The sequence below is a fragment of the Streptomyces sp. NPDC020996 genome (assembly GCF_040641355.1).
Classification (GTDB): Bacteria; Actinomycetota; Actinomycetes; order Streptomycetales; family Streptomycetaceae; genus Streptomyces.
Window position 1 is genome coordinate 219,029 of record NZ_JBFADM010000005.1, and the last position, 26,240, is coordinate 245,268.

Here is a 26,240-nt window from a genome sequence, read left to right on the forward strand (position 1 = left end):
ACGCGACCGACAGCACGGCCCGCCACGCGCAGCACGACGCCGCTCAGCCCGCCGGGATTCTGAGGGCGGCCAGGACCGGAAGGTGGTCCGTGGCCGCCCTCAGGTCCGTATCCGTCACGCCGGGGTGCCCGACAGGCACCCCGCAACCGAGCACCGAGACCTCCTTCGTGGCGAAGACCGCGTCGATGCGGCGGTGCGGCTCGGTGCGCGTCCAGGTGTGCTCGCCGCCCCAGGGTGCCGTGGCCCGGCAGTCCTGGAGGGTGCCGGCGAGACGCCGGAAGGTGCGGCCGTCGGGGGGCTCGTTGAGGTCGCCGCCCGCGACCGCGTGCCGTACCCCCATGCCCGCGAGCCGGTCCAGCAGCATGCCGCCCTGCTCGTACCGCTCGTCCTTCTGGAGGGAGAGGTGGCAGCTCAGCACGCCGAGGCGGGCGCTGCCGAAGCGGACCACCGCCGTGGCGAGGCCGCGGCGGTGCAGGCCCGGGGTGACGGGCAGCAGCACGTCCTCGGTGCGCTCGACGGTGGCCCGCAGGGAGCACAGGAGCGCCGGTCCCGCGGCGGTCGCGCCACCGCCGAGGACGACCTGCCCCGAGGCCGCAGCCAGTCGGGCGAGCTTCTTGCGCCAGCGGAAGAAACGGGGCGCTTCCTGGAGCAGGACGAGGTCGGGGGCGCAGGCGGTGATGACGCGGGCGAGGGCGTCCGTGTCGTCCCGCATCGAGCGGACGTTGTAGCTCAGGACCCGGACGACGGCTGAACCGTCGGGTTCGGTAAGGGAGTTGGGAAGCGGCTCCATGCGGATCAATCTACGCCGCACGCCCGGGGCGCGAGGTGTACCCCGCGCCCCGCGGGTCGTCCCGGAGGACGTCACATGATGGGATCGGGCTCGCGGGCCAGGTCCGCCGCGCCCACCAGTCCGGCCTTGTTGCCGAGCTGGGCCGCGATCACGTCGGCGACCGGGCGCCAGTTGCCGCCCACCAGCCAGCGCTTGTAGGACTTGCGGATCGGGTCCAGGACCAGCTCGCCCTCGTCGGAGAGGCCGCCGCCGACGATGAAGGCGGACGGGTCGAAGAGGGAGGCGAGGTCGGCGAGGCCGGCGCCGGCCCAGCGGGCCAGCTCGCGGTAGGAGTCGACGGCGACCGGGTCGCCCTGGCGGGCGGCCATGGAGATGTGCTTGCCCTCGATGCCGTCGGGGGTGCCGTCGCCCAGCGACAGCAGCAGTTCGGCGTTCTCGGGGGTGGCGTTGGCGCGCTGCTTGGCGTACCGGACGAGCGCGCGCCCCGAGGCGTACTGCTCCCAGCAGCCCTGCGAGCCGCAGCCGCACAGCAGGCCGTCCGGCACCATGCGGATGTGGCCGAACTCGGCGGCCACGCCGAAGTGGCCGCGGCGCAGCTTGTTGCCGATGATGATGCCGCCGCCGAGGCCGGTGCCGAGCGTGATGCAGATGACGTTGCGGTGGCCCTTGCCCGCGCCGAACTTGTACTCGCCCCAGGCCGCCGCGTTCGCGTCGTTCTCCACGACGACCGGCAGGCCCACGCGCGCCTCGACCTTGTCCTTCAGCGGCTCCTGGCGCCAGTCGATGTTCGGCGCGAAGTAGACGGTGGAGCGCTGCCGGTTGACGTAACCGGCCGCGCCGATGCCCACGCCGACGATCTCGTGCCCGGCCCGCGCGCCCTCCACCGCCGAGGAGATGGCGTCCACGATGGCCTCGGGCGTGGTGGGGGTCGGCACCTTGAAGGTCGAGAGGATGTTGCCTTCCTCGTCGACCACGCCGGCCGCGATCTTCGTGCCGCCGATGTCGACGCCGATGGTGAGTCCCATGAATCCCTCAGTTCCGGTCGAGCCCCGCTACGGCCAACCGTACCCGAGGCCCTGCCGTCGGTTCCCCGTCGTCCGGCCGCTGGACAGGCCGGAATCAGGCGGTCGGGGCTGCCCGGGGACCCTCAGTCGAGATCGATGCGCTGGCCGGGGCCGGTGCCCTCGTCCCGGCCGGGACGCTCGTCCGGGTCCTCGCCCATCCGGTCCTCGCGGTCCTTGCCCATCCGGTCCCCGCGGTCCTTGCCCATCCGGTCCCCGCGGGCCTCGCGGACCTCGCGGTCCTTGCGCGGGTCGCTCGCGCCGTGGGTCCAGCGCTGCTCCTGGGCCTGGACGGCGGAGCGGTAGGCGGCGAGCAGTTCGCTGCCGGCCGCGGCCAGGTGGTCGAAGACGTCCGGGTTGCGTTCGATGACGGGCTCGACGGCGGCCTTGGCCTGCTGGACGACCTGCCGCACCGCCTGCTGCGCGGCGGGGCCGGCGACGGCGCCGAGCAGCGGCGACCGGAGCCCCGAGAACCCGGAGAACGCGGACAGCCGGTCCGCGACGGTGTCGACCAGCCGGCGCAGTTCCTCGGCGGCCGAGCCCGGCGGCGGGCCGTAACTCGCTCGGCGGCGGGCCTTCTCGGCCGCGAGGTCCTCGGCGCACGCCGTCGCCCAGGCGTCGGCGTCGGTCGCCCGCACCTCGTCGTCGGCCTCGCGGCCACCGGCATCCGACGGGGGGAGCTCTTCGCTCATGACGGACTCCTGACTACGGTTCGTCCTTACGACGTTACCCGAATGGCCGTACGCCGTTCAGGGCCTGCCGGGCCACAGCTCCGGGTCCGGCGCGAACCGGATCAGCAGCCGGCCGTCCCGCAGGGAGGCGCCGTCGACGGTGCACCGGCGCAGGGCGGACGGCAGCGGGACGATGCGGTGGAACGGCCCGGCGCTGACGACGAGTTCGTCGCCCCGCCGGATGAGGTCCAGCTCGTCGCGTATGGCGCCGGGGAGCGGGATGTGCCAGACCAGCACGCCGTCCGCGGCGAGCCGGTCGGTGACGGGCCACTCGACGGTGGAGGTCGTGCCGTCGACGCCGGGCACGGCGAGCGCGGCGAGGTCGTCGGTGCCGCGCGGGTCGCGGCCGAGGTGGGCGACGCGGTGGACGTCGTGGGACTCCCGCCACTCCGCCAGGGTCTTGCGCTGCTGGGCGAGGGGGCCGGCGAGCCAGGTGTCGGCGGCGTGCTCGGGCAGCACCCGGTTGGCGACCAGCGTCTCGGGGCGCAGACCGCGCAGGGCGAGGGCGAGGCAGGCGGCGCGTACGGCGTCGGCGCCGGCCGGGCCGGGTTCGGCGACCAGCCGTACGACGGTGTCCGGGTCGGTGAGGACCGCCTCGACGGCGCCGAGTTCCAGGTCCCAGCGGGCGGCGGTGTCGTACAGCCACTCCGCGGGCATGGGGACGCCGGCCAGGCGGCCGAGGACGGGCCGCAGGGCGCGGGCCGCCTGCCGCTCGGGCGGCAGGAGGCGGCGCAGGTAGCGGCGCAGTTCCTCGGGCAGGGCCAGCAGCGCGAGTGCCTGCGGGGTGGGCGGCAGGTCGACGACGAGGAGTTCGTGCGCCTCGCCCCGCTCGGCGAGGGCGGCGTCCCGCAGGGCGCGCAGGAGGGCGAGCTCGGCGGCGCCGGGCAGGGGGGTGACCTCCTCGGCGTCCAGGCGGGAGGCGCCCAGCAGGTCGAGGACGTTCGCGGCGCGCTCCTGGAAGGCGGCGAGGTCGTCCCGGAAGCCGGCCGCGGCGTCGGGGCGCCAGGCGGTGAGGTTCGGTGCGACCTGCCGCGGGGCCGGGCCCGTCGGTGCGCCGAGGGCCGCGCCGAGGGTGTCGGTGCGGTCGGCGCTCAGGACGAGGGTGCGGGTGCCGTCGCCCGCGGCACGCAGGGCGGTGGCGGCGGCGACGGTGGTGCGTCCACAACCGCCGGGGCCCGTGATCAGGATGGTGCGCATGGGGTGACGGTACCGGTACCCGGTCGGTCGGCCGGGCTGCCGCGAGGGCGGTTCCCGGCCCGGCTCCGGCTACTTCTTCTCGAACATCCCCCCGGACGTCTCCCCGGCCTCCACGCGCTTCTTCAGGCCCGCCAGCGCGCGGTCGATGATCACCTTCTCCGCCTTGCGCTTGATCATCCCCAGCATCGGGATCTTGACGTCGACGGTGAGCTGGTAGGTGACCTCGGTGGCGCCCTGCCCGGCCGGCCTGAGGTGGTAGGAGCCGTCGAGGGAGCGCAGCATCTGGGACTTGACCAGGGTCCAGGAGACCTCGTCGCCGCCGTTCCAGGTGTAGGCGAGGACCTGGTCGTCCTTGATGGCGCCGGCGTCCATGACGAGGCGGACCTGTTCGGCGCGGCCCTGGGCGTCGGTCCTGAGCACCTCCGCCTCCTTCACCTCACCGGTCCAGTCGGGGTAGCGGGCGAAGTCGGCGATCACCCCCATGACATCGGCCGGTGCCGCCTCGATCGTGATGCTCGAGCTGGTGTGTTCCGCCATCGCCGTGGCTCCTCCAGATGCGGGCCGGAAATCAGGTCGTGCGCACGTGTGTGCAGCGTGAAGGCTACCGCGCTCCGACCAGCCGACTTCACCGCATACCCGGCACACCGCGACGGGTCACCATTCCAGGGCCCACGGCTTCCCGCTGCCGGCGAAGTGCCCCACGTTGACGCACTCGGTCGGACCGATCCGCATCCGCCTGACCAGCGGCTGGTGGACGTGGCCGAACAGGGAGTACCGGGGCCGGGTGCGGCGGATCGCGTCCAGCAGGGCGCGGCTGCCGCGTTCGAAGCGGCGCGCGACGGTGTCGTAGACCAGTTCCGGCACCTCGGGCGGGATGTGCGTGCACAGCACGTCGACCTCGCCCACGGCCTCGATCTTCGCCGCGTACTCCTCGTCGGTGAGCTCGTAGGGCGTGCGCATCGGCGTCTTCAGGCCGCCGCCGACGAAGCCGAAGACCCACCCGCCGATCTCCACCCGCTCCCCGTCCAGCACCGTCGTGCCGGGCCCGGCGTACTCCGGCCACAGGGGCGGCATGTCGACGTTGCCGTAGGTGGCGTACGTCGGCGCCGGGAACGCGGCGAACATCTCGGCGTACTGCCTGCGTACCGCGCGTTCGATCAACGCGGCCCGGTCCGCGCCGATGCCGGCCCACAGCTGGGCCCCGAACTCCCGCGCCTCCTCGAAGCGGCGGGCGGTGCGCAGCGCGACGATGCGGTCGGCGTTCTCCTTGCCGAACAGGTCGGGGAAGATCCCGCGCGAGTGGTCGGCGTAGTCCAGGAAGAGGACCAGGTCGCCCAGGCAGATCAGGGCGTCGGCGCCGTCCTTGGCCCTGGCCAGGTCCCGGGCGTTGCCGTGCACGTCGCTGACCACGTGGACTCGGGTCCTTCGGTTGCCGGACGGTGCGGTTGCCATGGCGATCAAGAGTAGGGCCGAGCGGCACGGGTGAACAGTGCCGCCGTCACCTGCGGTTACTGGCCAGTCAGGAAGGCGGTGGACTACCGTGCAGAAAGGAACACCAATCTGTGTGACGCAGCGAACATATCGTCGGGACCCCCTGTCGAAAGAGCTATACCGGCGGGTAACGTCCGGGCCGTCCAGTCGTGCTCAGGATTTCGACCAGTGGATCTCTGAGCACTGCCCGAGCCGTGGACCGCACCGTCGCATCGCACAACGTCGTGGCGCCGGCGCCCTATGAGGAGCAGCAGTCTTGCGCGAGTTCAGCCTTCCGGCTTTGTACGAGGTCCCTGCGGACGGCAACCTGGCCGACATCGTCCGCAGAAACGCCGCGCAGCATCCCGACGTCGCCGTGATCGCCCGCAAGGTGGACGGCGTCTGGCAGGACGTCACCGCCACGGTCTTCCTGGCCGAGGTGCGCGCCGCCGCCAAGGGGCTGATCGCCTCCGGTGTCCAGCCGGGCGACCGGGTCGGGCTGATGTCCCGCACGCGCTACGAGTGGACGCTGCTGGACTTCGCGATCTGGAGCGCGGGCGCGATCACCGTGCCGGTGTACGAGACCAGCTCGCCGGAGCAGGTGGAGTGGATCCTCTCCGACTCGGGCGCGACGGCCTGCGTCACGGAACTGGCCGCCCACACGGCCGCCGTCGAGTCGGTGCGCGACCGGCTGCCCGCCCTCAAGAACGTCTGGCAGATCGAGGCCGGCGCGGTCGAGGAGCTGGGCGCGCTCGGCGCGGACGTCACCGACGCCACGGTCGAGGAGCGCAGCTCGCTGGCCAAGGCCGACGACCCGGCGACGATCGTCTACACCTCGGGCACGACCGGGCGGCCCAAGGGCTGCGTGCTGACTCACCGCAGCTTCTTCGCCGAGTGCGGGAACGTCGTCGAGCGCCTGCGCCCGCTGTTCCGCACCGGCGAGTGCAGCGTGCTGCTGTTCCTCCCGCTGGCGCACGTCTTCGGCCGCCTCATCCAGATCGCGCCGATGATGGCGCCGATCAAGCTGGGCAACGTCCCCGACATCAAGAACCTCACCGACGAGCTGGCCGCCTTCCGGCCGACGCTGATCCTGGGCGTGCCGCGGGTCTTCGAGAAGGTGTACAACTCGGCGCGGGCCAAGGCGCAGGCGGACGGCAAGGGCAAGATCTTCGACAAGGCCGCCGACACCGCGATCGCGTACAGCAAGGCGCTGGACACGCCGGCGGGGCCGTCGCTCGGCCTGAAGATCAAGCACAAGGCGTTCGACAAGCTCGTCTACGGCAAGCTGCGGGCGGTGCTGGGCGGGCGGGGCGAGTACGCGGTCTCGGGCGGCGCCCCGCTGGGCGAGCGGCTCGGGCACTTCTTCCGCGGCATCGGCTTCACCGTCCTGGAGGGCTACGGCCTGACGGAGTCCTGCGCGGCGACCGCGTTCAACCCGTGGGACCGGCAGAAGATCGGCACGGTCGGCCAGCCGCTGCCGGGCTCGGTCGTCAGGATCGCGGACGACGGGGAGGTGCTGCTGCACGGCGAGCACCTGTTCAAGGGCTACTGGAACAACGAGGCCGCGACCGCCGAGGCGCTGGCGGACGGCTGGTTCCACACCGGTGACATCGGCACCCTCGACGAGGACGGCTACCTCAGGATCACCGGCCGCAAGAAGGAGATCATCGTCACCGCGGGCGGCAAGAACGTCGCCCCGGCCGTGATCGAGGACCGCATCCGGGCGCACGCGCTGGTCGCGGAGTGCATGGTGGTGGGCGACGGGCGGCCGTTCGTCGGCGCGCTGATCACCCTCGACCAGGAGTTCCTGGCCCGCTGGTGCGCCGAGCACGGCAAGCCGGCCGGTTCCACCGCGGCGTCGCTGCGCGACGACCCGGAGCTGCTGGCGGCCGTCCAGACGGCGGTCGACGACGGCAACGCCGCGGTGTCGAAGGCGGAGTCGGTGCGGAAGTTCCGCGTTCTGTCCTCCCAGTTCACGGAGGAGTCGGGCCACCTGACGCCGTCGCTGAAGCTGAAGCGGAACGTGGTGGCGAAGGACTACGCGGACGAGATCGAGGCCCTGTACGCCAAGTGAGGCGCGCCGCCCGGCTCGCAGCGCGCCGTGCGGCTCACGCCGCGGCGTCCTCGGCGAGGACCCGGTCCATCGTCCGTTCGGCGAGCGCGGTGATCGTCACGAACGGGTTCACCCCGATCGAGCCGGGCACCAGCGAGCCGTCGGTGACGTACAGCCTCGGATATCCCTTCACCCGGCCGTAGTCGTCGGTCGCCTTCCCCAGTACGCAGCCGCCCAGCGGGTGGTAGCAGAAGTCGTCCGCGAAGACCTTGCCGGACGAGCCGAACAGGTCGTACCGGTAGATGGTGGCGTTGGCCGCGTTGATCCGGTCGAACAGCTTCTTGGCCATGGCGACGGAGACGGCGCTCTGGGCGGCGCTCCAGTCGAGCCGCAGCGAGCCGTCCGCGTACGAGAAGGTGCCCCGCTGAGGGTTCTTGGTGATCGCCAGATAGAGGCTGACCCAGTGCTCCAGCCCCATCGGCAGCGGGGCTATCTCGGCGAAGACGGGGTTGGCGGCGTTGTCCCAGTCGTCGATGCCCATGACCGGCATCGTCGACTGGTCGGCGCCGACGGTGTCCCAGATGTGGTTGGCGCGGCCCAGCATGACGTTGCCGTTGGTGCCCCAGCCGGTGCCGACGCTCGCGTCCAGCTCCGGCAGGGTGCCCGTCTCGCGGGCCCGCAGCAGGAGTTCGGTGGTGCCGAGGCTGCCGCCGCCGAGGAAGAGATGGCGGCAGCCGTACTGCTTGGTCTCGACGACCGCGCCGGTGGCGTCGATGCGGTCGGCGGTCAGCACCCAGCTCCCGTCGCCCGCCCGGCTGATGCCGGTCACCCGTTCCAGGGTGTGGAGGGTGACGTTCCCGGTGCCGAGCGCCGCGGCCAGGTAGGTCTTGTCGAGGCTGCGCTTGCCGTGGTTGTTGCCGTAGATGACCTCCTGGGCGAGCGCGGATTTGGGAGCGGTGCCGGCCGCCTCGCGCTGCATGTGACCGAAGTCGTAGACGTTGGGCACGAACGTGGTCTTCAGGCCGGCGTTCGCCGCGGCCTTGCGGGAGGTCCGGGTGAACCGGTACCACTCCGTCGACTCGAACCACGCCGGGTCGACGGAGTTCACGCCGAGCATGGAGCGGGCGCGCGGGAAGTAGGTGCCGTACATCTCCGCCGCGTCCACGGTGGGGAACTGCTCGGTGAAGTACGCCCGCGGCGGGGTGACCGCCATGCCGCCGTTGACCAGGGAGCCGCCGCCGACGCCCCGGCCGACGTAGACGGACATGTTCTCGAAGTGCACGCGGTCCAGGACCCCCGGGTAGGAGCTGATGTCCCGGTCGACGACGTCCAGCCACAGGAAGGTGGCCAGCGGCGCCTCGGTGCGGGTGCGGAACCACATGGACCGCTCGTCCGGGGCGATGGTGGAGCAGAAGACCTTGCCGTCGGAGCCGGGCGTGTTCCACAGCTTGCCCATCTCCAGCACGAGGGTGCGGATGCCGGCCTGGCCGAGGCGGAGGGCGGCGACCGCGCCGCCGTAGCCGGAGCCGACCACGACGGCGGGGGCGGATTCGACCGCGGCGGGCTCGGCGGCCCGGGCCGACTGGAGGCCGACGCGGGTGAAGCCGAGGGCCGCGGCGGTCTGCAGGGCGGCCATGCCCAGGATGTGACGTCTCGTCAGCTGACGCTGCATCAGTTTTTCTGTCATGCGCGCAGCATCGGCGGAATGACGCCCTCCGGCTAGGTCCTGTGCGGCGGATCAAGTCGGAGGGAAGCAGCGGTGCCTTGCAGCCCCCGCGTCTCCGGCATGATCCGCCGGACAGGACCTAGGTGCCTAGAGCAACGTCTTCAACTTCTGGGCCAGCAGGTCCCAGCGCCACTTCTCCTCGACCCACTCCCGTCCCCGCTCCCCCATGCGGCGGCGCAGTTCGGGGTCGCCGAGGAGCGTGACGATGCGGTCGGCGGCCTGCGCGGGGGAGCCGCCGGGCACCACCCAGCCGGTCTCGCCGTCCAGCACGGCGTCGGGCGCGCCGCCCGAGTCGCCGGCCACGACGGGCAGCCCGGTCGCGGACGCCTCCAGGTAGACGATCCCGAGCCCCTCCACGTCCAGTCCGCCCCGGCGCGTGCGGCACGGCATCGCGAAGACGTCCCCGGCGCCGTAGTGCGCGGGCAGCTCGGACCAGGGCACGGCGCCGGTGAAGCGCACGGAGCCGGCCACGCCGGTCTCGGCGGCGAGCCCGCGCAGGTCCTTCTCGTACGGGCCGCCGCCGACGATCAGCAGCACGGCTTCCGGCTCGGCGGCGAGGATCCGGGGCATGGCGCGGATGAGGGTGTCCTGCCCCTTGCGCGGCACCAGCCGGGACACGCACACCACCACGGGCCGGTCCGTCAGCCCGAGCCGGGCGCGCACCTCGTCGCCGCCCGACGACGGGTGGAAGACCTTCTCGTCGACCCCCGGCGGCAGCTGCACCATCCGCGAGGCCGCCTCCGGGGTCAGCGCTGCCGCGATCCGCGAGCGGGTGTACTCGCCGAGGTAGGTGATGGTGTCCGTCGACTCCCCGATCCGGCGCAGCAGGCTCCGCGCGGCCGGCAGCTGGGCCCACCCCGCCTCGTGGCCGTGGGTGGTGGCCACGAGGCGCTGCGCGCCCGCCTTGCGCAGGGCCGGCGCCATCAGCCCGAGCGGCGCGGCCGCCCCGAACCACACCGAGGTGCAGCCGTGCTCCCGCAGCAGCCCGGCCGCCCGCCGGGTCGCGGCCGGCGTCGGCAGCAGCATCGTCGTACGGTCCCGTACGACCGTGAAGGGCTGCTCGGCGTCGAACGCGGCCGTCGCCTCGGCACCCTCCGGCCCGCGCTTCCAGGTGGAGGCGTAGACGACGAGACGCTCGGGATCGAGCCGCAGCGCCATGTTGTGCAGGAACGCCTGGATGCCGCCCGGGCGGGGCGGGAAGTCGTTCGTCACTATCAGGGTCTTGTGCATCGCGGCCGACCTTATCCAACGCCACCCGCACGGCGCCCACGGGCGGCCGGACGCGGGGCTTTCCGCCACCCTGGGAGTCGAGCGCCGGCGGCGGCCCGCGACTCCCGGTGCGTTCCATGGCTCGCGCACAGGCCGGCGGGACATCATGGCTCCCCGGGCAAGGAACGGATGAACAGGGGCACAGGTGGACATGACGGGCGCGAAGCGCTCCCTGGCCGGGCTGCTGGGGACCTGGACCGTGAGCCGGCTGGTGCTGCTGCTGTTCGTCTTCGGGGTGCTGCGCTTCCCGGGACCGGACGTCACCACCGACGTGTCGGTGATCTACCGGGGCTGGTACGAGGTGCTGCGCCGGGGCACGTTCCCGCTCGACGACGTCACCTGGCAGTACCCGCCCGCCGCCGCCCTCGCCATCCTCTCCCCCGCCCTGCTGGGCTTCCTCGGCTACGCCGCGGCCTTCTTCGTCCTCGCCTTCCTGGCCGACCTCGCGGTCCTGTGCCTGCTGCTGTACGCGGGCCTGCGCCCCGGCAGGCGGCTGCGCGGGGCCTGGGTGTGGGTGGCGGGCGTCCCGCTGCTGGGACCGACGGTGTACGCGCGCTACGACGTGATGGTGACCGCGGTGGCGGTGGCCGCGCTGCTCGCGGGCGCCCGGCATCCGCGGGCGATGGGCGCGCTGGCCGGCTTCGGCGCGATGCTCAAGGTGTGGCCCGTGCTGCTGCTGGTCGGCGCGCGCGGGCGGAGCGCCTGGGGCGCGGCCGCGGCCACCGGCTGCGCGCTGGCGGCCGTGTTCGCCGTGTCGATGCCCGGGGCCTTCTCCTTCCTGGCCTTCCAGCGGGAGCGCGGCACGGAGGTGGAGTCGCTGGGCGCGCTGGTCCTCCACCTGGCCCGGCAGTTCGGCTGGCGCGGTGAGGTGCTGCTCCACTACGGCTCGGTGGAGTTCCTCGGCCCGTACGTGAGCGCCGTCAGCACGGCCGCCCTGGGGCTGGCGGTGGCCGCCTTCGGCTGGCTGCTGCTGTGGCGGCTGAGGGCGAACCGCTTCGCGCCGCACACCCTCGCGGACGCGGCGTTCACGGCGGTGCTGCTGTTCACCGTCACCAGCCGGGTGATCAGCCCCCAGTACATGGTGTGGCTGGTCGGGCTGGCGGCCGTCTGCCTGTGCTTCCGCGACAGCCGGATGGGGCTGCCGGCCTGTCTGGTCCTGGTCGCGGCCTTCCTGACGGTGCTGGAGTTCCCGGTCTGGTTCGGGCACGTCGTCGCCAGCGACCCCCTCGGGGTCACCCTCCTGATCGCCCGCAACGGCCTGCTGGTGGTCACCACCCTGCTGGCGGCCCTGGAGCTGTGGCAGTCGACGGCCTCCCGCACCCCCGTCCCGGCCCTCCCCGCCCAGACCACCCGCCCGCGGGAGACGTCGGCGTCCCCCTGACCGGCCCCCGGGCCGCGTGGGCCGGAGCGGACGGGGCACAGCCGCGTGGGCCGGAGCGGACAGGACACAGCCGCGTGGGCCGGAGCGGACAGGGCACGGCTCGTGGAGACCGCTCGTGGAGACCGCTCGTGGAGACCGGCGCCCGGCCGGATCAGGTGAGCCGGTCCTCCGCGTAGGCCCGCCACTGGGCGGTGAACCGCTCCGGTGTCGTCCCCAGCACCTTCTTCATCGCGTCCTCGACCGCGCCCGCCCGCCGCTCGTGGTCGCCCACCGCGCGGTAGAACTCCCGCAGCCGCACCTCGCCCCACCGCTCGGCGATCAGCCGGCAGGCCAGCCAGCCGCTCTCGTAGGCCCGCGCCAGCTCGCCCGCGTCCCCGCTGAAGGCGAAGTCCTTGTCGGCGGGCAGCGCGGCCGGCAGGTGCCCGTCGGCGACCGCGCGGGCCAGTTCGGGCGCCGCCTGCGCGGCGGTGCGCCCGGTGCCGCGGTAGCCGGCCCAGTCGGCGTACCCCTCCGACAGCCACAGCGGCGTCGCGGCGGAGGTGTGGGCGCGCGTGGCGACGTGGGTGGTCTCGTGCGTGAGCACGACCTGTTTGCCGAGGCCGCCGAGGACGGCGTAGGCGTCGGGGTTGACGATGATGCGGTCCGCGGGCGCCGCGGGCGGGCCGCCCACCTCGCCGGTGGTGACGGCCGCGATCCCGCGGTAGGAGGAGGCGGGCGAGCCGAGCAGACCGGCCATGCCCTCCAGCGACTTCGGCACGAGGACGACGACGCGCCGGGCCCAGTCGGTGCCCCAGGCCGCCGACACCGCCGGCACCGCGCGGTCCGCCAGATCGGCGTACCTGTGCAGCGCCTCGCCGGACTGGCCGACCCCCAGGACGATGCCGTGCCGGGCGCGCACGACGTCCACCTCGCCCTGGTCCCACAGTTGCTGGGCGGACTTCCGCGCGGGCGTCTCGGCGTCCACGTACCACTGCCCGTCCGGCCGCCGGGACAGCGTCAGGGTGCGGCCGGCGGTGACGGGGGCCCTGTCGTAGCCGAGGACGCGGTAGCGCAGCTCGGCGTCGGCGGTGGCCCGGTCGCCGGTGCGGTGCAGGCCGGTGATGCGGTAGGACCAGCCGGCGAACGGCACCCCGCGCAGGTTCTCGAACCAGCTCAGGGCGCCGGTCCGCAGGAAGGCCGCCCGGTCGCGGTCGAGGACCGCGGCCGCCCGCCGGTCGAGGATCCGCTGCACGTCGGCCCGGGCGCTGTCGGCCGCGGGCCGCCCGCCGCAGGACACCAGGCAGACGAGCAGCAGCGCGAGCGCGACCACCTGGCGCGCCGGCGCCCGTCCGCGACCTCTCACCCGCCGATCGTAAGGCCGGGACGCCGCACCGGTCAGACCCTGGTGACGGAGGAGACCGGCATCATGTCCACCGGGTCGTAGCGCACCGGCGCGCCGGGGTGGGGCGCGTGGATCACCTGGCCGTTGCCCACGTACATCGCCACATGGCTGGCGTCGGACCGGTAGGTGACCAGATCGCCGGGGCGCGCCTGGGACAGCGGGATCAGCCGGCCGGCGTGCCGCTGCGCCTGCGAGGTGCGCGGCAGGGCGACGCCGGCCCGCGCGTACGACCACTGCATCAGGCCCGAACAGTCGAACCCGGAGGGGCCGTTGGCTCCCCACACGTACGGCCTGCCGAGGGCGGAGCGGGCCGCGGCGACGGCGGCGGCCGCGCGGGCCGAGGACGGGACGGCGCCGCCGGGGCCCAGCACGCCGGTGCGGCCGCCGCGGGATGCGCGCTGGTAGGCGACGCGCTCGGCGTACGGCAGGGAGTTGAGCAGCCGCCGCGCCCGGGCGAGTTTCTTCTCGACCGTCCGCTTGTGTCCGACGACCGCCTTGCGGCTCCTGTCCAGTTCGGCGAGTTTCCCGCTCACCTCCGCGCGCTCCTGGGCGAGTTCGCGCATCGCCGACCGCAGCCTCCTGAGTTCGCCGGCCTCGCGGGCGCCGATGCGGTCGAGGACGGAGGCCTTGTCCAGGTAGTCCTCCGGGTCGTCGGAGAACAGCAGGGCCAGCGAGGGGTCCAGGCCGCCGGAGCGGTACTGGGCGCCGGCGAGCGCGCCCAGCGCCTCCCGCATGCGGTTGATCCGCTCCTGCCCGCGGGCGACGCGGTCCTGCGCCGTGCTCACCTGCTCGCGCAGCGCGTCGGCCCGCTCATCGGCCTTGTCGTAGGCCTCGGTCGCCTTCTCGGCCTGCTCGTAGAGCTTGTCGACCTCGGCGCGGACGTCGTCGTGCGGCACGGCCGACGCGGGTACGGGACCGAGGGCGGCGGCCGCGGCGGACAGTACGCCGAGGGCGGCGCAGGCGCCGCGGTCGAACCCGGACGGTGCAAGGCGGCGATGTGACCCCACGGGAAGCCGCGCTCCTTCCGCTGGCGGACGAGGAAACGCGGCAGACAGTAGCCCCGCGCCCGGGCCCCGGCCAAAGACCCGGTCGGCCACGCAGCGTGACGCCCCGCCTCTGACGCGCAGGTCATGGGCGGGGCGTGGGGGTCAGCGCGGGATCACGCGATTCGCCCGTTCGGGCGGAAGGCGGGTGTCAGATCCGGACGCCGAACTGGAACGGCATGTTGTTGATCGACTCGTAGCGCACGACGGTGCCGGTGCGCGGGGCGTGCAGCACCTGGCCGTTGCCGGCGTAGAAGCCGACGTGGTGCAGGTCCCCGTAGAAGATGACCAGGTCGCCGACCTGGAGGTCGCTCTGGTTGTAGATGCGGGTGCCGGCGTTGGCCTGGGCCTGCGAGGTGCGCGGGATGGAGACGCCGGCCTGCGCGTACGCCCACGAGGTGAGGCCGGAGCAGTCGAAGGAGCTCGGGCCGGAGGCGCCGTAGACGTAGGGCGAGCCGATCTTGCTCTGGGCGGCGGAGAAGGCCGCGGCGGCCCGGCTGGAGGCGGGGGTGGAGTTGCCGAGGTCGACCCGCGAGCTGGAGGAGCGGCTGGCGCGGGCGTCCTCCGCGGCGAGCGCCGCCTTCTCCGCGGCCGTCAGGGAGTTGAGCAGCTTCTGCGCCTCGGCGAGCTTGCTCTGGACTTCCTTCTTCTTCTTGCCCAGCTCGGTGCGGGTGGCCGCGAGGTCCTTGAGCTTGTCGGAGGCCTCGGCGCGCTCCTGGGCGAGCTCGCGCTGCTTCTCCTGGATCTTCTTCAGCGCCTCGACCTGCTGGGCGCTGAGCTGGTCGGCGGTGGACGCCTTGTCCAGGTAGTCGTCCGGGTTGGACGACAGGAACAGCTGGAGGGAGGAGTCGATGGTGCCGGAGCGGTACTGCGCCGCGGCCGCCAGCCCTATGGAGTCGCGCAGCTCGTTGAGCTCCTCCTGGCCGCGGGCGACGTCGTCCTGGATGGTGGAGATCTCCTTCTGGAGCTTCTCCTGCTTCTCCTTGGCCCCGTTGTACTTCTCGGTGGCCTGTTCCGCCTGCTCGTAGAGCTTGTCGACCTTCGCCTTGACCTCGTCCTTGCTCGGCTTCTCGCTCGGCGCGGCGTTGGCGGCCTGCGCGCTGATGGCGACGGCGGCGGCTGCCGCGGTGGTCAGCACGGTCACACGTGCCCGGCTCGGCTGCTTGGGTCGACGATGGGACGCCACGGAGGCGAACTCCTTCTTCCGAGGGATCACCCGCTTGGAGGTTCGAGCCCAGACCCTAGTGATGTTCCTGTGATCAGTTCAAATCCTCACACCAAAAAACCACGTCACGCAATGCATTCTTTGCACACAACTCACGTGAGGTGATGCACGGTTGACGCTACGTTGCGTGACGGTCCCGTCAATTCGGGCATTAAACCTCGGCCGTGACGTTTTCAGGACAGGCGCTTGAGAAGCACCGCAGAAGCCACCGGCCGCGCACCGGCCCGGGCCACCCCGTCGGCCACCTCGCGGTCGGTCGAGGCGACGATGACCGGCCGGCCGGGCGGCTCCGCGCGCACCAGCTGGCGGATCAGCTCGTCGGCGGTGACGCCCGGCTTGGAGAACAGCACCCGCACCCCGCGCGGCGGCGCCAGCAGCACCGGCGCGGCCAGTTCGGCCCCGTCGAAGACGCACGTCACCTCGGCGCCGGTCTGCGCCGCGAGCTGCGAGAGCTGGCCGAGCAGCCGGAGCCGCTGCTTCTCCAGGGGCATCTGGGGATAGCCGGTCTTGGTGACGTTGTAGCCGTCGACGACCAGATGCGCCTGCGGCAGCGCGAGGAGCTGGTCGAGGATCGCCGGGTCGTGCTCGGACAGCGCCCGCGCGGCGATGTCCTTCGGGCTCATCCGTCCCGGCTCGACCGCGTCGACGGTCTCGGCGGGCCGCACGGACACCGGCGGCAGGGCGAGTTCGCGGCGCAGGCCCTGCGCCGCGTCCAACACGGTGTCAAGAAGCAGCCGCACGCGCATGTCCTCGACGCTGCGCCCCTCCCGCGCCGCCTTGCGGGTGGCCTCCAGGGCCGCCTCCGCCTCGCCGAGCCGCGCCTTCAGCCGCCGTGTCTCGCTCTCCGCGGCGGACACCTGGGCGTGCCCGTCGGCGCGCACGGCCTCCATCTCGGCCTGCGTCTTGCGCAGCGCCGCCTCGCCGCGCTTGACGTCGCTGAGGGCCGCGCGCAGCTTGCGCTGAAGCGATTCGGCCTCCTTGCGGGCCGCGTCCAGCTCGGTGCGCAGCCGCTCGGTCTCCGCCCGGGTCTGCTCACGCGCGCGGGCCAGCTCCTCGCGCAGCCGCTCCAGCTCGGCCCGGCTCTCCTCGCCGGCGCGTTCGGCGTCGGCCCGCTGGGCCTCCTCGCCGGCCGCGGTCACCAGCTTCACCCAGCCGGCGGGGCGCAGCACATAGGCCGCGGCCGCCACGTCGAGCGGATCCGCGGCCGGGGGCGGGGAACCGGAGTCGAGAGCGCCGGCCAGCTCCGGCTGGGTTTCCCGGAACTTCTCCCCGATGCGCTGGCGGAACAGCGGATCGGTCTCCAGGGCGGCCGCCATGGCGTTTCCGGCGAACTTCGCCCGCCGGTTCGGCGCGAACCGCGCGTACTGTCTGAGCTGCGCCGGCAGCTCGGTGAGCGTCAGCCCGCCGAACCCGTCCGAGACGATCTGTACGACCCTTTTGCGCACTCCGTCGGGCAGCGGACGGTCGAGCACCTCAGCGGCGCCGTCGCCCGGCCCCCCGCCTGCGGTCTCCACCATCCGTCACACCCCACTAGCTGTGCGAGGGCCCGCTCCCCCTCAGGAGGAGCCGGCACCCGGCCTGTCCACGAGTTCCACCTGGTCCACGGCGTTGCACCAGCGGCAGCGCACCGATTCGATGGTCTCACTGACCACCTCGCGCTCCTCGACCGACGGCTCACCGGCAAGGTCGAGGTGGACGTACTCGACGACCTTCGACGAGCGGGTCACGTCGAAACGCGTGAGGTTGCCGCAGAGGGTGCAGCGCCACCGCGTCGTGGCGGTCGGCAGGGGAACCGTCATCGTGACTGTGCTCTTTCCTTCTCGGTCTTCCATTGTCGGCGACGCCCCGGCCCGGCGGGGCGTGTGGCGGTAACCCTACGGCCTGGCAGGTAGTCGCCGCTGGTCCGTCCACGGCGGCGAGGCGGTCTGGGCTGATGCGTCCGCTTACGTCATGCTCTGTGTTCGTGATCGGCGACATCATCGGCAACTGGAGCGGGACCGTCGGCAGAGCGATCCGCGCTCCCTCGGCCCCGGTGACGTACGGGCTGATCGTCCTGTGCTGCCTGATCTTCCTGATCGGCCCGGCGGCGGGCCTGAATCCCGCCTACGGCTCCGGGGACGCGCTGCTCGCCGCCCAGCGGGCCTACTTCCGCCGCTGGGGCGTGGTGCCCGCGCAGCTGTTCGAGGGCTCGGCGCGGGCCGCGCTCACCCCGGCCACCGCCCTGTTCGTCCACGGCAGCTGGGTCCACCTGCTGGGCAACATGCTCTTCCTCTACGTCTTCGGCGTGATGACCGAGGAACGGATGGGCCGCGTGCGGTTCACCCTGTTCTACGTCGGCTGCGGCTACCTCGCCCTGCTGGGCTACTCGGCGGCCAATGCCTCCTCGGGGCAGTCGCTGGTCGGCGCGTCCGGGGCGATCTCGGCGGTCCTCGGTGCGTTCCTGTACCTCTTCCCCGGGGCACGGGTGACCAGTCTCCTGCCGTTCCTGCTGTTCCTGCCGCTGCGGTTCCCGGCGTGGGTCGTACTGCCGTTCTGGGCGGCCCTGCAGTGGGTGGCGGCGGGGCGGGCGGCCGAGGGGCCCGGCGTGGCCTATCTGGCGCACCTGGTGGGCTTCGGGCTGGGGTTCGTGCTGGCCTGGGCGCGGTTCGGGGAAACAGGGGGGCGCGTAGCGCGGCCTCGGAAGGGCGGTGACGGGTGACGGGCGGGCTAGAGTGAAATCCGCCCGAGTTCCGGCCACCGAGGGAGAGAACCAGCCGTGATCACCGCGATCGTCCTCATCAAGACCAGCGTGGACCGGATCCCCGAGATCGCGGAGTCGATCGCCAAGCTGGAGAGCGTCAGCGAGGTCTTCTCCGTGACCGGCACCTACGACCTGATCGCCATGGTGCGGGTCAGGCGGCACGAGGACCTGGCGGAGGTCATCCCGGGGCGCATCAGCAAGATCCCGGGCGTGGAGGCGACGGACACGCACGTCGCCTTCCGCACCTACTCGCAGCACGACCTGGAGGCGGCGTTCGCGATCGGCCTCGACTCCTGACCGCCGCCCCACGGGCGCTGCCGGCTCACACCGCGGGGACGCAACGGCCGTCCTGCGTCCGGTAGCGCAGCTTCGCCCCGTCGCGCACCAGCTCCCGCACGGCGTCGACGAACCGCTCCACATGCTCGTCGGGCGTTCCGGCGCCGAAGCTGACCCGGACGGCGTTCAGGGAGTTCTCGCCCGGCGCGGCCTCGGGGGCGCCGCACTCGCCCTGGGTCCGCGGGTCGCTGCCCAGCAGGGTACGGACCAGGGGGTGGGCGCAGAAGAGGCCGTCGCGGACGCCGATGCCGTACTCGGCGGACAGGGCGGCGGCGAAGTGGGAGCTGTTCCAGCCCTCCACGACGAAGGAGATGACGCCGACGCGGGGCGCGTCGTCGCCGAACAGCGACAGCACCCTGACCTCCGGGACCTCGGCCAGTCCTGCTCGCACCTTGCCGATCAGGTACTGCTCGCGGGCCACCAGCGCGTCGAAGCCGGCCTCGGTGAGCGCCTTGCAGGCCGACGCGACCGCGTAGGCGCCGATGACGTTGGGTGAGCCCGCCTCGTGCCGGGCGGCGCTGTCGTGCCACTCCACGTCCACTCCCCCGTCCGCGCGCCGGGTCACCCGGCGGCTGGCGCCGCCGCCCGCGAGGTACGGCTCGGCCGCGCGCAGCCAGTCGGCGCGGCCGGCCAGGACGCCGGAGCCGAAGGGGGCGTACAGCTTGTGGCCGGAGAAGGCGACCCAGTCGACGTCCAGGTCGCGGACGCTCACCGGGTGGTGCGGGGCGAGCTGGGCGGCGTCCAGGACGATGCGGGCGCCGTGCGCGTGGGCGGCGGCGGCCAGCTCGCGCACCGGCCACAGCTCGCCGGTGACGTTCGAGGCGCCGGTGACGCAGACCAGGGCGGGTCCGTGCGGATCGCGGGCGGCCAGGGCGCGCTCCAGGGTCTCGACGGCCTGCCGCGGGCTGCGCGGGGCGTCGAGGAAGGTGACGCGGGCGTTCCGCCACGGCAGCAGCGAGGCGTGGTGCTCGGTCTCGAAGACGAAGACCTGGCAGCCGGCCGGGAGGGCGGCGGCGAGCAGGTTGAGCGAGTCGGTGGTGGAGCGGGTGAAGACCAGCTGGTCGTCGGCGCGGCAGTCGAGGAACTCGGCGACCGTCCGGCGGGCGTTCTCGAACAGGTCGGTGGACAGCTGGGAGAGGTAGCCGGCGCCGCGGTGGACGCTGCCGTAGTACGGCGCGTACGCGGCCACGTCGTCCCAGACGCGCTGCAGGGCGGGCGCGCTGGCCGCGTAGTCGAGCGCGGCGTAGGCGACCTCGCCGCCGGTGACGAGCGGGACGGTGACGTCTCCACCCAGAACGGGCAGCGGGGTGCAAATGGACTGGGTGGTGGCAGCGGTGCAGACGGACATGGCGAACTCCTGTGAAAGGCAAGGGGATTCACCGCGCGAGCGGGTACGGCTCAAGCACGGGAAAGGTGAAGGGGGTACGCGGAGGCGGGGCTCTACGCCCTATCGCATTCGCTTGCTCACAGAAGGCTCCTCGACGACCAGGACCCCTGGTGTGCGAGGGGTCCGCGCTTGCCGTGGACCTCGCTGCCCACGGCCTGGTCTTCACCCGGGGCACCCCGCCACGGACGGAGGGTTGCCGGACAGTCGGCCGGGGCCGTATGACTGTCACTCATGACCTGGACAGGAACGTACGCGAGGTGATCGCGGTCCCGCAACTCCTGTCCGGATCGCGGGACCGCGCGCACCTCGGTCAGGCGTTGCTGGCGGCCACCCAGCGCTCCAGTGTGCGCTTGGCCGCGCCGGAGTCGATCGACTCCGCGGCCTTGGCCATGCCCTCGCGGATCTGCTCGGCGAGCGACCCCGGGCCCGGCTCCAGGGCCACCAGTGCCGCCGCCGCGTTCAGCAGCACGGCGTCCCGTACGGGCCCCGCCTCGCCTTCCAGCAGCCGCCGGGCGACCTCCGCGTTGTAGGACGCGTCAGCGCCCCGCAGCGCCTCCACCGGCACCAGGTCGATGCCGACCTCGCGCGGGTCGAAGACCTCCTCGCCGACCTTGCCGTCGCGGACCACCCAGACCCGGGAGGTGGCGGTGGTGGTCAGCTCGTCGAGGCCGTCGTCACCGCGGAACACCAGCGAGGAGTGGCCGCGCTCGGCGAAGACGCCGGCCACGATCGGCGCCATGCGCGGGTCGGCGACGCCCACCGCCTGCGCCTTGACCTTCGCGGGGTTGGTCAGCGGGCCGAGCGCGTTGAACACGGTGCGGATGCCCAGCTGCCCGCGCGCGGCGCCCGCGTGGCGCAGCGCCGGGTGGAACTTGATCGCGAAGCAGAAGGTGATGCCGGCCTCCTCGGCGACCGCCGGGACCCGCTCCAGCGGCAGCTCCAGGTTGACGCCCAGCTTCTCCAGGACGTCGGACGCGCCGGAGGCGGAGGACGCGGCCCGGTTGCCGTGCTTGACGACCTTCGCGCCCGTGCCGGCCACCACGATCGACGACATGGTGGAGATGTTGACCGTCTTCGCCCCGTCGCCGCCGGTGCCGACGATGTCGACGGCCGCGCCCGGCACCTCGATGACGTTGGCGTGCTCGTACATGGTGCGGACGAGTCCGTTGATCTCCTCGACGGTCTCGCCCTTGGCCCGCAGGGCCACCACGAAGCCGGCGATCTGCGCGTCGGTCGCCTCGCCGCGCATGATCAGGTCCATCGCCCAGGCGGTGTCGTCGGCGCTCAGGTCACGGCCGGCCAGCAGGCCGTTCAGCAGGGCGGGCCAGGAGCGGCCCGCCGCGGTGTCGCCTCCAGCGGGGGTCACAGCGCTCATAAGGCCGCTCCAGACGTCGTAGAAGAGAGTGTGCCTCCACCCTATCCAGCCGCGGCACGGCACAGGGCCCCGTCCGTAGACCGGACGGGGCCCTGTGCGGGGCGTGGCGACGCCTCAGCGATCAGTGGTGGCCGTGGCCGCTCGTGATCTCCTTGTACTCCTCGACGGTCGGCTTGGCGATCTGCGACTCCTCGCCGTAGTACGCCTCGCTCAGCTTGGCGCGCAGCTTCTGGGAGCTCCTCACCTTGCGCTCGACGCCGTTCTCGTCGACCGTCGGGCCGATCTGGAGCGGCTTGTACTGCTCGTGCGCCGTGAGGGTGTGCAGCTGCTCCTGGCTGAGCGGCTCGTGGACCTCGATGAACTCACCGTGCGGCAGGCGCTTGATGATGCCGGCCTCGCGGCCGTGCAGCACCTTCTCCTTGTCCCGGCGCTGCAGGCCGAGGCAGATCCGCTTGGTGACCACGAACACCAGCACCGGCACGACGAAGAACGAGATCCGCACGAACCAGGTGATGGCGTTGATCGACAGGTGGAAGTGCGTGGCGATCAGGTCGTTGCCGCCGCCGATCAGCATCACGAAGTACCAGGCGATCCACGCGGCGCCGAACGCGGTGCGCGTCGGGGCGTTGCGCGGGCGGTCCAGGATGTGGTGCTCGCGCTTGTCGCCGGTGACCCAGGACTCGATGAACGGGTAGACCGCGATCGTGACCAGCACCAGCGGGAAGATCACCAGCGGGATGAACACGCCCAGGACGAGCGTGTGGCCCCAGAAGTTGATCTCCCAGCCGGGCATCGTGCGGATCAGGCCCTCGGAGAAGCCCATGTACCAGTCGGGCTGGGCGCCGGTGGACACCTGGTCCGGACGGTAGGGGCCCAGGGCCCAGATCGGGTTGATCGAGGCGATCGCCGCGATGGCCGCGATCACGCCGAAGACCAGGAAGAAGAAGCCTCCGGCCTTCGCCATGTACACCGGCAGCAGCGGCATGCCGACGACGTTGTTGTTCGTCTTGCCGGGGCCCGCGAACTGCGTGTGCTTGTGGTAGAAGACCAGGATCAGGTGGCCGACCACCAGGCCGAGCATGATGCCCGGCAGCAGCAGGATGTGGATCGAGTAGAAGCGGGCCACGAAGTCGCCGCCCGGGAACTCGCCGCCGAAGAGGAAGAACGACAGGTACGTGCCGACGATCGGCACGGACAGGATCGCGCCCTCCATGAAGCGGACACCGGTGCCGGAGAGCAGGTCGTCCGGGAGCGAGTAGCCGGTGAAGCCGGTGAACATGCCCAGGACGAACAGCAGGAAGCCGAACAGCCAGTTGATCTCACGCGGCTTGCGGAACGCGCCGGTGAAGAACACGCGCATCATGTGCACGAACATGCCGGCGAGGAAGATCAGCGCGGCCCAGTGGTGGATCTGCCGGATGAGCAGGCCACCGCGCACGTCGAAGGAGATGTGCAGGGTCGAGTTGAACGCCTCGGACATCAGCTGTCCCTGCAGCGGGACGTAGCTGCCGTGGTACGCCACCTCGTTCATCGAGGGGTGGAAGAACAGCGTCAGGTACACACCCGTGAGGATGATGATGATGAAGCTGTACAGGCAGACCTCGCCCAACATGAACGACCAGTGGTCGGGGAAGATCTTGCGCATGTTGGTCTTGGCCAGGGAGTAGATCCCCAGCCGGCCGTCGGCCCAGTCGGCGAGGCGCTCGCCACCGGAGGCCTTCCCGCGGGCGCGGGACTGTTGGTTCGTCGTAGTACTCATCCGCGCTCCCAGAAAGCAGGACCGACGGGCTCCTCGAAGTCGCCGAGCGCCTGGAGGTAGCCCTCGTCGTTCACGCCGATGCGCAGCTGCGGCAGGGCGTGACCGGCGGGGCCGAAGATCACCCGGGCACCGTCGGAGAGGTCGAAGGTGGACTGGTGGCAGGGGCACAGCACGTGGTGCGTCTGCTGCTCGTACAGCGAGATCGGGCAGCCGACGTGGGTGCAGATCTTGGAGTAGGCCACGATGCCCTCGTGCGACCACTCCAGCTCGCGCTTGTCCTTGATGTTGTCCGGCTGGAGCCGGACGATCATCAGGGCCGCCTTGGCGATCTCTTTCTGGAAGTCCTCGTCCTTCTCCTCCAGGCCCTCGGGCTTGGCGAAGGTGAGCGAGCCGACCGCGACGTCGGAGGGGCGCAGCGGCTCGTTCGTGTTCATGTTGACGAGCAGCTTGCCCTTGGACCACATGGTCTGGCGCAGCGAGGTGCCGGGCAGCGGACCGAGGTCGCGCAGCAGCACCAGGCCGGACAGCGGCACCAGGGTGAGCGCGCCGAGCATCGTGTTGCGGATCAGCTTGCGGCGGCCGATCACCGACTCCTTGGCGCCCTGCTTGAAGTCCGCGTGGACCTTCGCCCGGACCTCGGGGGAGGCCTCGATCGGGTGACGCTCGTCGACGATCTCCACGTCCGACATCAGGGTGCGGGCCCAGTGGACCGCGCCCGCGCCGATGCAGAACAGCGCCAGTCCGAGGGTCAGGCCCAGCGCGAAGTTCATCGCGCTGATGTGCCCGATCGGGAAGACGTAGATCGACTTGTCGTCCGGGACCGCCACGTAGGAGGCGATGAAGCCGATGGTGGCCAGCATCGACACCGTGAACAGCAGGGCGACCGTGCGCTCGGACCGCTTGGCGGCCCGCTCGTCGATGTCCTGGATCCGGTGCTCGTGGGGCGGCAGGCCGGGGTCGGCGAACGGGTCCTTCTCGTCCGCGACGCTCACCGCGCCCAGCGCGGTCTCCTGCTCAGCGGGCAGGTTCTCTTCTGGAATGTCTTGGCTACTCATGACTTCTTGGCCTTTGCGGTCCGAGCGGCGACCCAGACGGCGACCGCGATCAGCGCGCCGAGTCCGAAGACCCACGCGAACAGACCCTCACTGACCGGACCGAGTCCGCCCAGCTCGAGGCCACCGGGGCTCTCGGTCTTGTCCCCGTTGACCGCGTTCAGGTACGCGATGATGTCCTTCTTGTTCTGCTCCGACAGCGTGGTGTCGGGGAACGACGGCATGTTCTGCGGGCCGGTCTGCATGGCCTCGTAGATGTGCTTCGGGTTGACGCCCTCGAGGCTCGGCGCGAACTTGCCGTGCGTCAGCGCACCGCCCTTGCCGGTGAAGTTGTGGCACTGCGCGCAGTTGGTGCGGAACAGCTCACCGCCCTTGGCGATGTCCGCGCCCTGCGTGCCGAACTTGTCCTCGGACGGGACGGCCGGGCCGGCGCCGAGGGAGGCGACGTACGCGGCGAGCTGGTCGATCTCGGCCTGCGTGTAGACGACCTTCTTCTTGGGGACCTGCGCGCCCGGCTGCTGGGCCGGCATACGGCCGGTGCCGACCTGGAAGTCGACGGCCGCGGCGCCCACGCCCACGAGGCTCGGACCGTCGGAGGTGCCCTGACCGCCGGTGCCGTGGCAGCTGGCACAGCCCACGGAGTAGAGCTTCTTGCCCTCGTCGATGGCGAGGGACTGGGCGGTGTCGTCGGCCTGCGCCTTGCTCGCGGGCGCGAACACGGCGTACAGCCCCCCGGTGGCCGCCAGCGCGAGGAGTAGGACGACGACTGCCGCCAGCGGATGGCGTCGTCGTGCGGAGAGCTTTTTCACGGATTACCCCGGTGTCAGGATCTTCTGCGTCGATGCTTCTGGGATGTGCGCCGGTGCGGCGCACGCGGGAACGGGCCCTGCTACTTGATCAGGTAGATCGTGGCGAAGAGGCCGATCCAGACGACATCGACGAAGTGCCAGTAGTAGGACACGACGATGGCCGCGGTCGCCTGCTCGTGGGTGAACCTCCTGGCCGCGTAGGTGCGCCCGAGGACCAGCAGGAAGGCGATGAGGCCGCCCGTCACGTGCAGGCCGTGGAAGCCGGTGGTCAGGTAGAACACCGAGCCGTACGGGTCGGAGGAGAGCGAGAGCCCGTCCTTCTTCACCAGCTCCGTGTACTCGAAGATCTGACCGCCGATGAAGATCGCACCCATCACGAAGGTGACGATGAACCAGCCCCGGAGCTTCTTCACGTCACCGCGCTCGGCGGCGAACACGCCGAGCTGGCAGGTCAGGGAGGAGAGCACCAGGATCGTGGTGTTGGTCGCGGAGAACGGAAGGTTGAGGGCACTTGCCATCTCCTTCCAGTGATCCGGACCGGTCACCGATCGAAGGGTGAAGTACATCGCGAAGAGGGCCGCGAAGAACATCAGCTCGGAACTCAGCCAGATGATGGTTCCGACGCTGGTGAGGTTCGGCCGATTGACCGACGGGTGCGCGTGCCCGGTTTCTACTGTCGTTGCTGTCGCCACGACCGACATTATGTCGGTCGCTTATCCCGCCCTCACGCCGGGGGGTGCTGTTCGGGGTGTCCGCACCGTGTGTACTGCCTGGATGGCCCAGCGAAGCGGTGTGCGGACGGCTGCGGACGGCTGTTGACAAGGGGTGCGAGGGAGTAGCATCCGCCGCATCGGGCTGAGCCCGTCCCTCGCCGTACGACGCTGACGTCTCGGAGGAACAATGCAGCCGACCGCCACGGTGCTGGTCTACAGCGACGACTCCAACACCCGCGAACAGGTGCGGCTGGCCTCCGGCAAGCGGCCGGCCCCGGACGCCCCGCTGGTCGAGTTCATCGAGTGCGCCACCCCGGCCGCCGTCCTGAAGGAACTGGACAGGGGCGGCATCGACGTCTGCGTCCTGGACGGCGAGGCCGTGCCGATGGGCGGCATGGGGATGTGCCGGCAGATCAAGGACGAGGTCTTCGACTGCCCGCCGGTGCTCCTGCTCATCGGCCGGCCGCAGGACGCCTGGCTGGCGACCTGGAGCCGCGCGGACGCGGCGGTGACGCTGCCGGCGGACCCGGTGGAGTTCGCCTCCGCGCTGGCCTCCCTGCTGCGGCGGAAGAAGGCCGTGAGCGCCTGAGCGACGCTCCCGGACCGTTCTGTTCCAGACCGAGACGGGACCCGTTCTGTCCTAGACCCAATGCCGGTGACTTAGGTGGTGTGTGGTCTGGAGATCGTGAGGACTGCCGTGGCTGGTGGCGGCAGGTTGCGGTGTTCGGCTCGTTTGAGGGGC

At 71.9% G+C, this 26,240-nt stretch carries 23 protein-coding genes, 1 pseudogene and 1 riboswitch; of the genes and pseudogenes, 5 read left to right on the forward strand and 19 right to left on the reverse strand.

Translation table 11 applies throughout. From position 1 onward, the window contains the following. Positions 1-43: 43 nt before the first annotated feature. The 6 genes from AB0G63_RS06245 to AB0G63_RS06270 form a co-directional block, all read right to left on the reverse strand. Entirely contained in the window at positions 44-790 is a 747-nt protein-coding gene (locus AB0G63_RS06245) for an endonuclease/exonuclease/phosphatase family protein (RefSeq protein WP_360745055.1), read from the reverse strand. Positions 791-861: 71 nt separating this feature from the next. After that, entirely contained in the window at positions 862-1,815 is a 954-nt protein-coding gene (locus AB0G63_RS06250) for an ROK family glucokinase (RefSeq protein WP_351896891.1), read from the reverse strand. A gap of 122 nt (positions 1,816-1,937) precedes the next feature. After that, on the reverse strand, positions 1,938-2,543 hold the full coding sequence (locus tag AB0G63_RS06255) for a DUF5304 domain-containing protein (protein ID WP_360745059.1): 606 nt from the start codon (positions 2,541-2,543) through the stop codon (positions 1,938-1,940). Between the two features lie 57 nt (positions 2,544-2,600). Then, on the reverse strand, positions 2,601-3,779 hold the full coding sequence (locus AB0G63_RS06260; RefSeq protein WP_360745062.1) for an ArsA-related P-loop ATPase: 1,179 nt from the start codon (positions 3,777-3,779) through the stop codon (positions 2,601-2,603). A gap of 69 nt (positions 3,780-3,848) precedes the next feature. After that, on the reverse strand, positions 3,849-4,316 hold the full coding sequence (locus AB0G63_RS06265; RefSeq protein ID WP_360745065.1) for an SRPBCC family protein: 468 nt from the start codon (positions 4,314-4,316) through the stop codon (positions 3,849-3,851). 117 nt (positions 4,317-4,433) lie between these two features. Beyond that, positions 4,434-5,231, reverse strand: coding sequence for a metallophosphoesterase (locus tag AB0G63_RS06270; RefSeq protein WP_360745068.1), 798 nt, complete (start codon positions 5,229-5,231; stop codon positions 4,434-4,436). A gap of 295 nt (positions 5,232-5,526) precedes the next feature. On the opposite strand from AB0G63_RS06270, the gene AB0G63_RS06275 reads away from it, so the two are divergent. After that, on the forward strand, positions 5,527-7,323 hold the full coding sequence (locus tag AB0G63_RS06275; protein WP_360745071.1) for an AMP-dependent synthetase/ligase: 1,797 nt from the start codon (positions 5,527-5,529) through the stop codon (positions 7,321-7,323). Positions 7,324-7,357: 34 nt separating this feature from the next. Here the strand turns inward: AB0G63_RS06275 and AB0G63_RS06280 are convergent, their stop codons facing one another. Further along, positions 7,358-8,989: a GMC oxidoreductase gene (locus tag AB0G63_RS06280; RefSeq protein ID WP_360745074.1), complete on the reverse strand. Its 1,632-nt coding sequence runs from the start codon at positions 8,987-8,989 to the stop codon at positions 7,358-7,360. A 126-nt stretch (positions 8,990-9,115) separates the two neighbouring features. After that, positions 9,116-10,258 carry a glycosyltransferase family 4 protein gene (locus AB0G63_RS06285; protein ID WP_360745077.1) on the reverse strand — a complete coding sequence of 381 codons (1,143 nt, stop codon included), beginning with the start codon at positions 10,256-10,258 and terminating at the stop codon, positions 9,116-9,118. Between the two features lie 184 nt (positions 10,259-10,442). Between AB0G63_RS06285 and AB0G63_RS06290 the strand changes: the two genes are divergently transcribed. Continuing rightward, positions 10,443-11,678, forward strand: a complete 1,236-nt coding sequence (locus tag AB0G63_RS06290; protein WP_360745080.1) for a glycosyltransferase family 87 protein — start codon at positions 10,443-10,445, stop codon at positions 11,676-11,678. Positions 11,679-11,829: 151 nt separating this feature from the next. Here AB0G63_RS06290 and AB0G63_RS06295 read toward each other — a convergent pair whose 3' ends face one another. The 5 genes from AB0G63_RS06295 to AB0G63_RS06315 form a co-directional block, all read right to left on the reverse strand. Next, positions 11,830-13,020: a hypothetical protein gene (locus AB0G63_RS06295; RefSeq protein ID WP_360745083.1), complete on the reverse strand. Its 1,191-nt coding sequence runs from the start codon at positions 13,018-13,020 to the stop codon at positions 11,830-11,832. Between the two features lie 32 nt (positions 13,021-13,052). After that, positions 13,053-14,066, reverse strand: coding sequence for an NlpC/P60 family protein (locus AB0G63_RS06300; protein ID WP_360745086.1), 1,014 nt, complete (start codon positions 14,064-14,066; stop codon positions 13,053-13,055). Positions 14,067-14,253: 187 nt separating this feature from the next. Then, positions 14,254-15,288 carry an NlpC/P60 family protein gene (locus tag AB0G63_RS06305; protein ID WP_360745089.1) on the reverse strand — a complete coding sequence of 345 codons (1,035 nt, stop codon included), beginning with the start codon at positions 15,286-15,288 and terminating at the stop codon, positions 14,254-14,256. Between the two features lie 212 nt (positions 15,289-15,500). Next, complete coding sequence (locus tag AB0G63_RS06310; protein WP_360745092.1) at positions 15,501-16,844, reverse strand: NYN domain-containing protein; 1,344 nt, start codon at positions 16,842-16,844, stop codon at positions 15,501-15,503. Between the two features lie 39 nt (positions 16,845-16,883). After that, the gene (locus tag AB0G63_RS06315; protein ID WP_360745095.1) at positions 16,884-17,126 is read right to left on the reverse strand and encodes a hypothetical protein; all 243 of its coding nucleotides are present in this window, start codon (positions 17,124-17,126) and stop codon (positions 16,884-16,886) included. A 134-nt stretch (positions 17,127-17,260) separates the two neighbouring features. Here AB0G63_RS06315 and AB0G63_RS06320 point away from each other — a divergent pair. Continuing rightward, positions 17,261-18,086 (forward strand): annotated as a pseudogene (locus AB0G63_RS06320) (rhomboid family intramembrane serine protease). Further along, on the forward strand, positions 18,083-18,364 hold the full coding sequence (locus AB0G63_RS06325; protein WP_360745098.1) for an Lrp/AsnC ligand binding domain-containing protein: 282 nt from the start codon (positions 18,083-18,085) through the stop codon (positions 18,362-18,364). Before AB0G63_RS06320 ends, AB0G63_RS06325 begins: the two are co-directional and overlap by 4 nt. 25 nt (positions 18,365-18,389) lie before the next feature. Here AB0G63_RS06325 and AB0G63_RS06330 read toward each other — a convergent pair whose 3' ends face one another. The 6 genes from AB0G63_RS06330 to AB0G63_RS06355 form a co-directional block, all read right to left on the reverse strand. Then, a complete protein-coding gene (locus AB0G63_RS06330; protein WP_360745101.1) occupies positions 18,390-19,751 on the reverse strand; it encodes an aminotransferase class V-fold PLP-dependent enzyme in 1,362 nt (453 codons plus the stop codon). A 159-nt stretch (positions 19,752-19,910) separates the two neighbouring features. Next, positions 19,911-20,027, reverse strand: a riboswitch (SAM riboswitch). Positions 20,028-20,100: 73 nt separating this feature from the next. Beyond that, on the reverse strand, positions 20,101-21,165 hold the full coding sequence (gene trpD / locus AB0G63_RS06335; protein WP_360745104.1) for an anthranilate phosphoribosyltransferase: 1,065 nt from the start codon (positions 21,163-21,165) through the stop codon (positions 20,101-20,103). A gap of 121 nt (positions 21,166-21,286) precedes the next feature. Further along, entirely contained in the window at positions 21,287-22,924 is a 1,638-nt protein-coding gene (locus AB0G63_RS06340) for a cytochrome bc complex cytochrome b subunit (protein ID WP_360745107.1), read from the reverse strand. Then, the gene (locus AB0G63_RS06345) at positions 22,921-23,979 is read right to left on the reverse strand and encodes a Rieske 2Fe-2S domain-containing protein (protein ID WP_360745110.1); all 1,059 of its coding nucleotides are present in this window, start codon (positions 23,977-23,979) and stop codon (positions 22,921-22,923) included. Before AB0G63_RS06345 ends, AB0G63_RS06340 begins: the two co-directional genes overlap by 4 nt. Further along, positions 23,976-24,785: a c-type cytochrome gene (locus AB0G63_RS06350; RefSeq protein ID WP_360745113.1), complete on the reverse strand. Its 810-nt coding sequence runs from the start codon at positions 24,783-24,785 to the stop codon at positions 23,976-23,978. Before AB0G63_RS06350 ends, AB0G63_RS06345 begins: the two co-directional genes overlap by 4 nt. 80 nt (positions 24,786-24,865) lie before the next feature. Next, positions 24,866-25,486: a heme-copper oxidase subunit III gene (locus AB0G63_RS06355; protein WP_360745116.1), complete on the reverse strand. Its 621-nt coding sequence runs from the start codon at positions 25,484-25,486 to the stop codon at positions 24,866-24,868. A gap of 199 nt (positions 25,487-25,685) precedes the next feature. Between AB0G63_RS06355 and AB0G63_RS06360 the strand changes: the two genes are divergently transcribed. After that, positions 25,686-26,087, forward strand: a complete 402-nt coding sequence (locus AB0G63_RS06360; RefSeq protein WP_360745119.1) for a hypothetical protein — start codon at positions 25,686-25,688, stop codon at positions 26,085-26,087. Positions 26,088-26,240 lie beyond the last annotated feature (153 nt).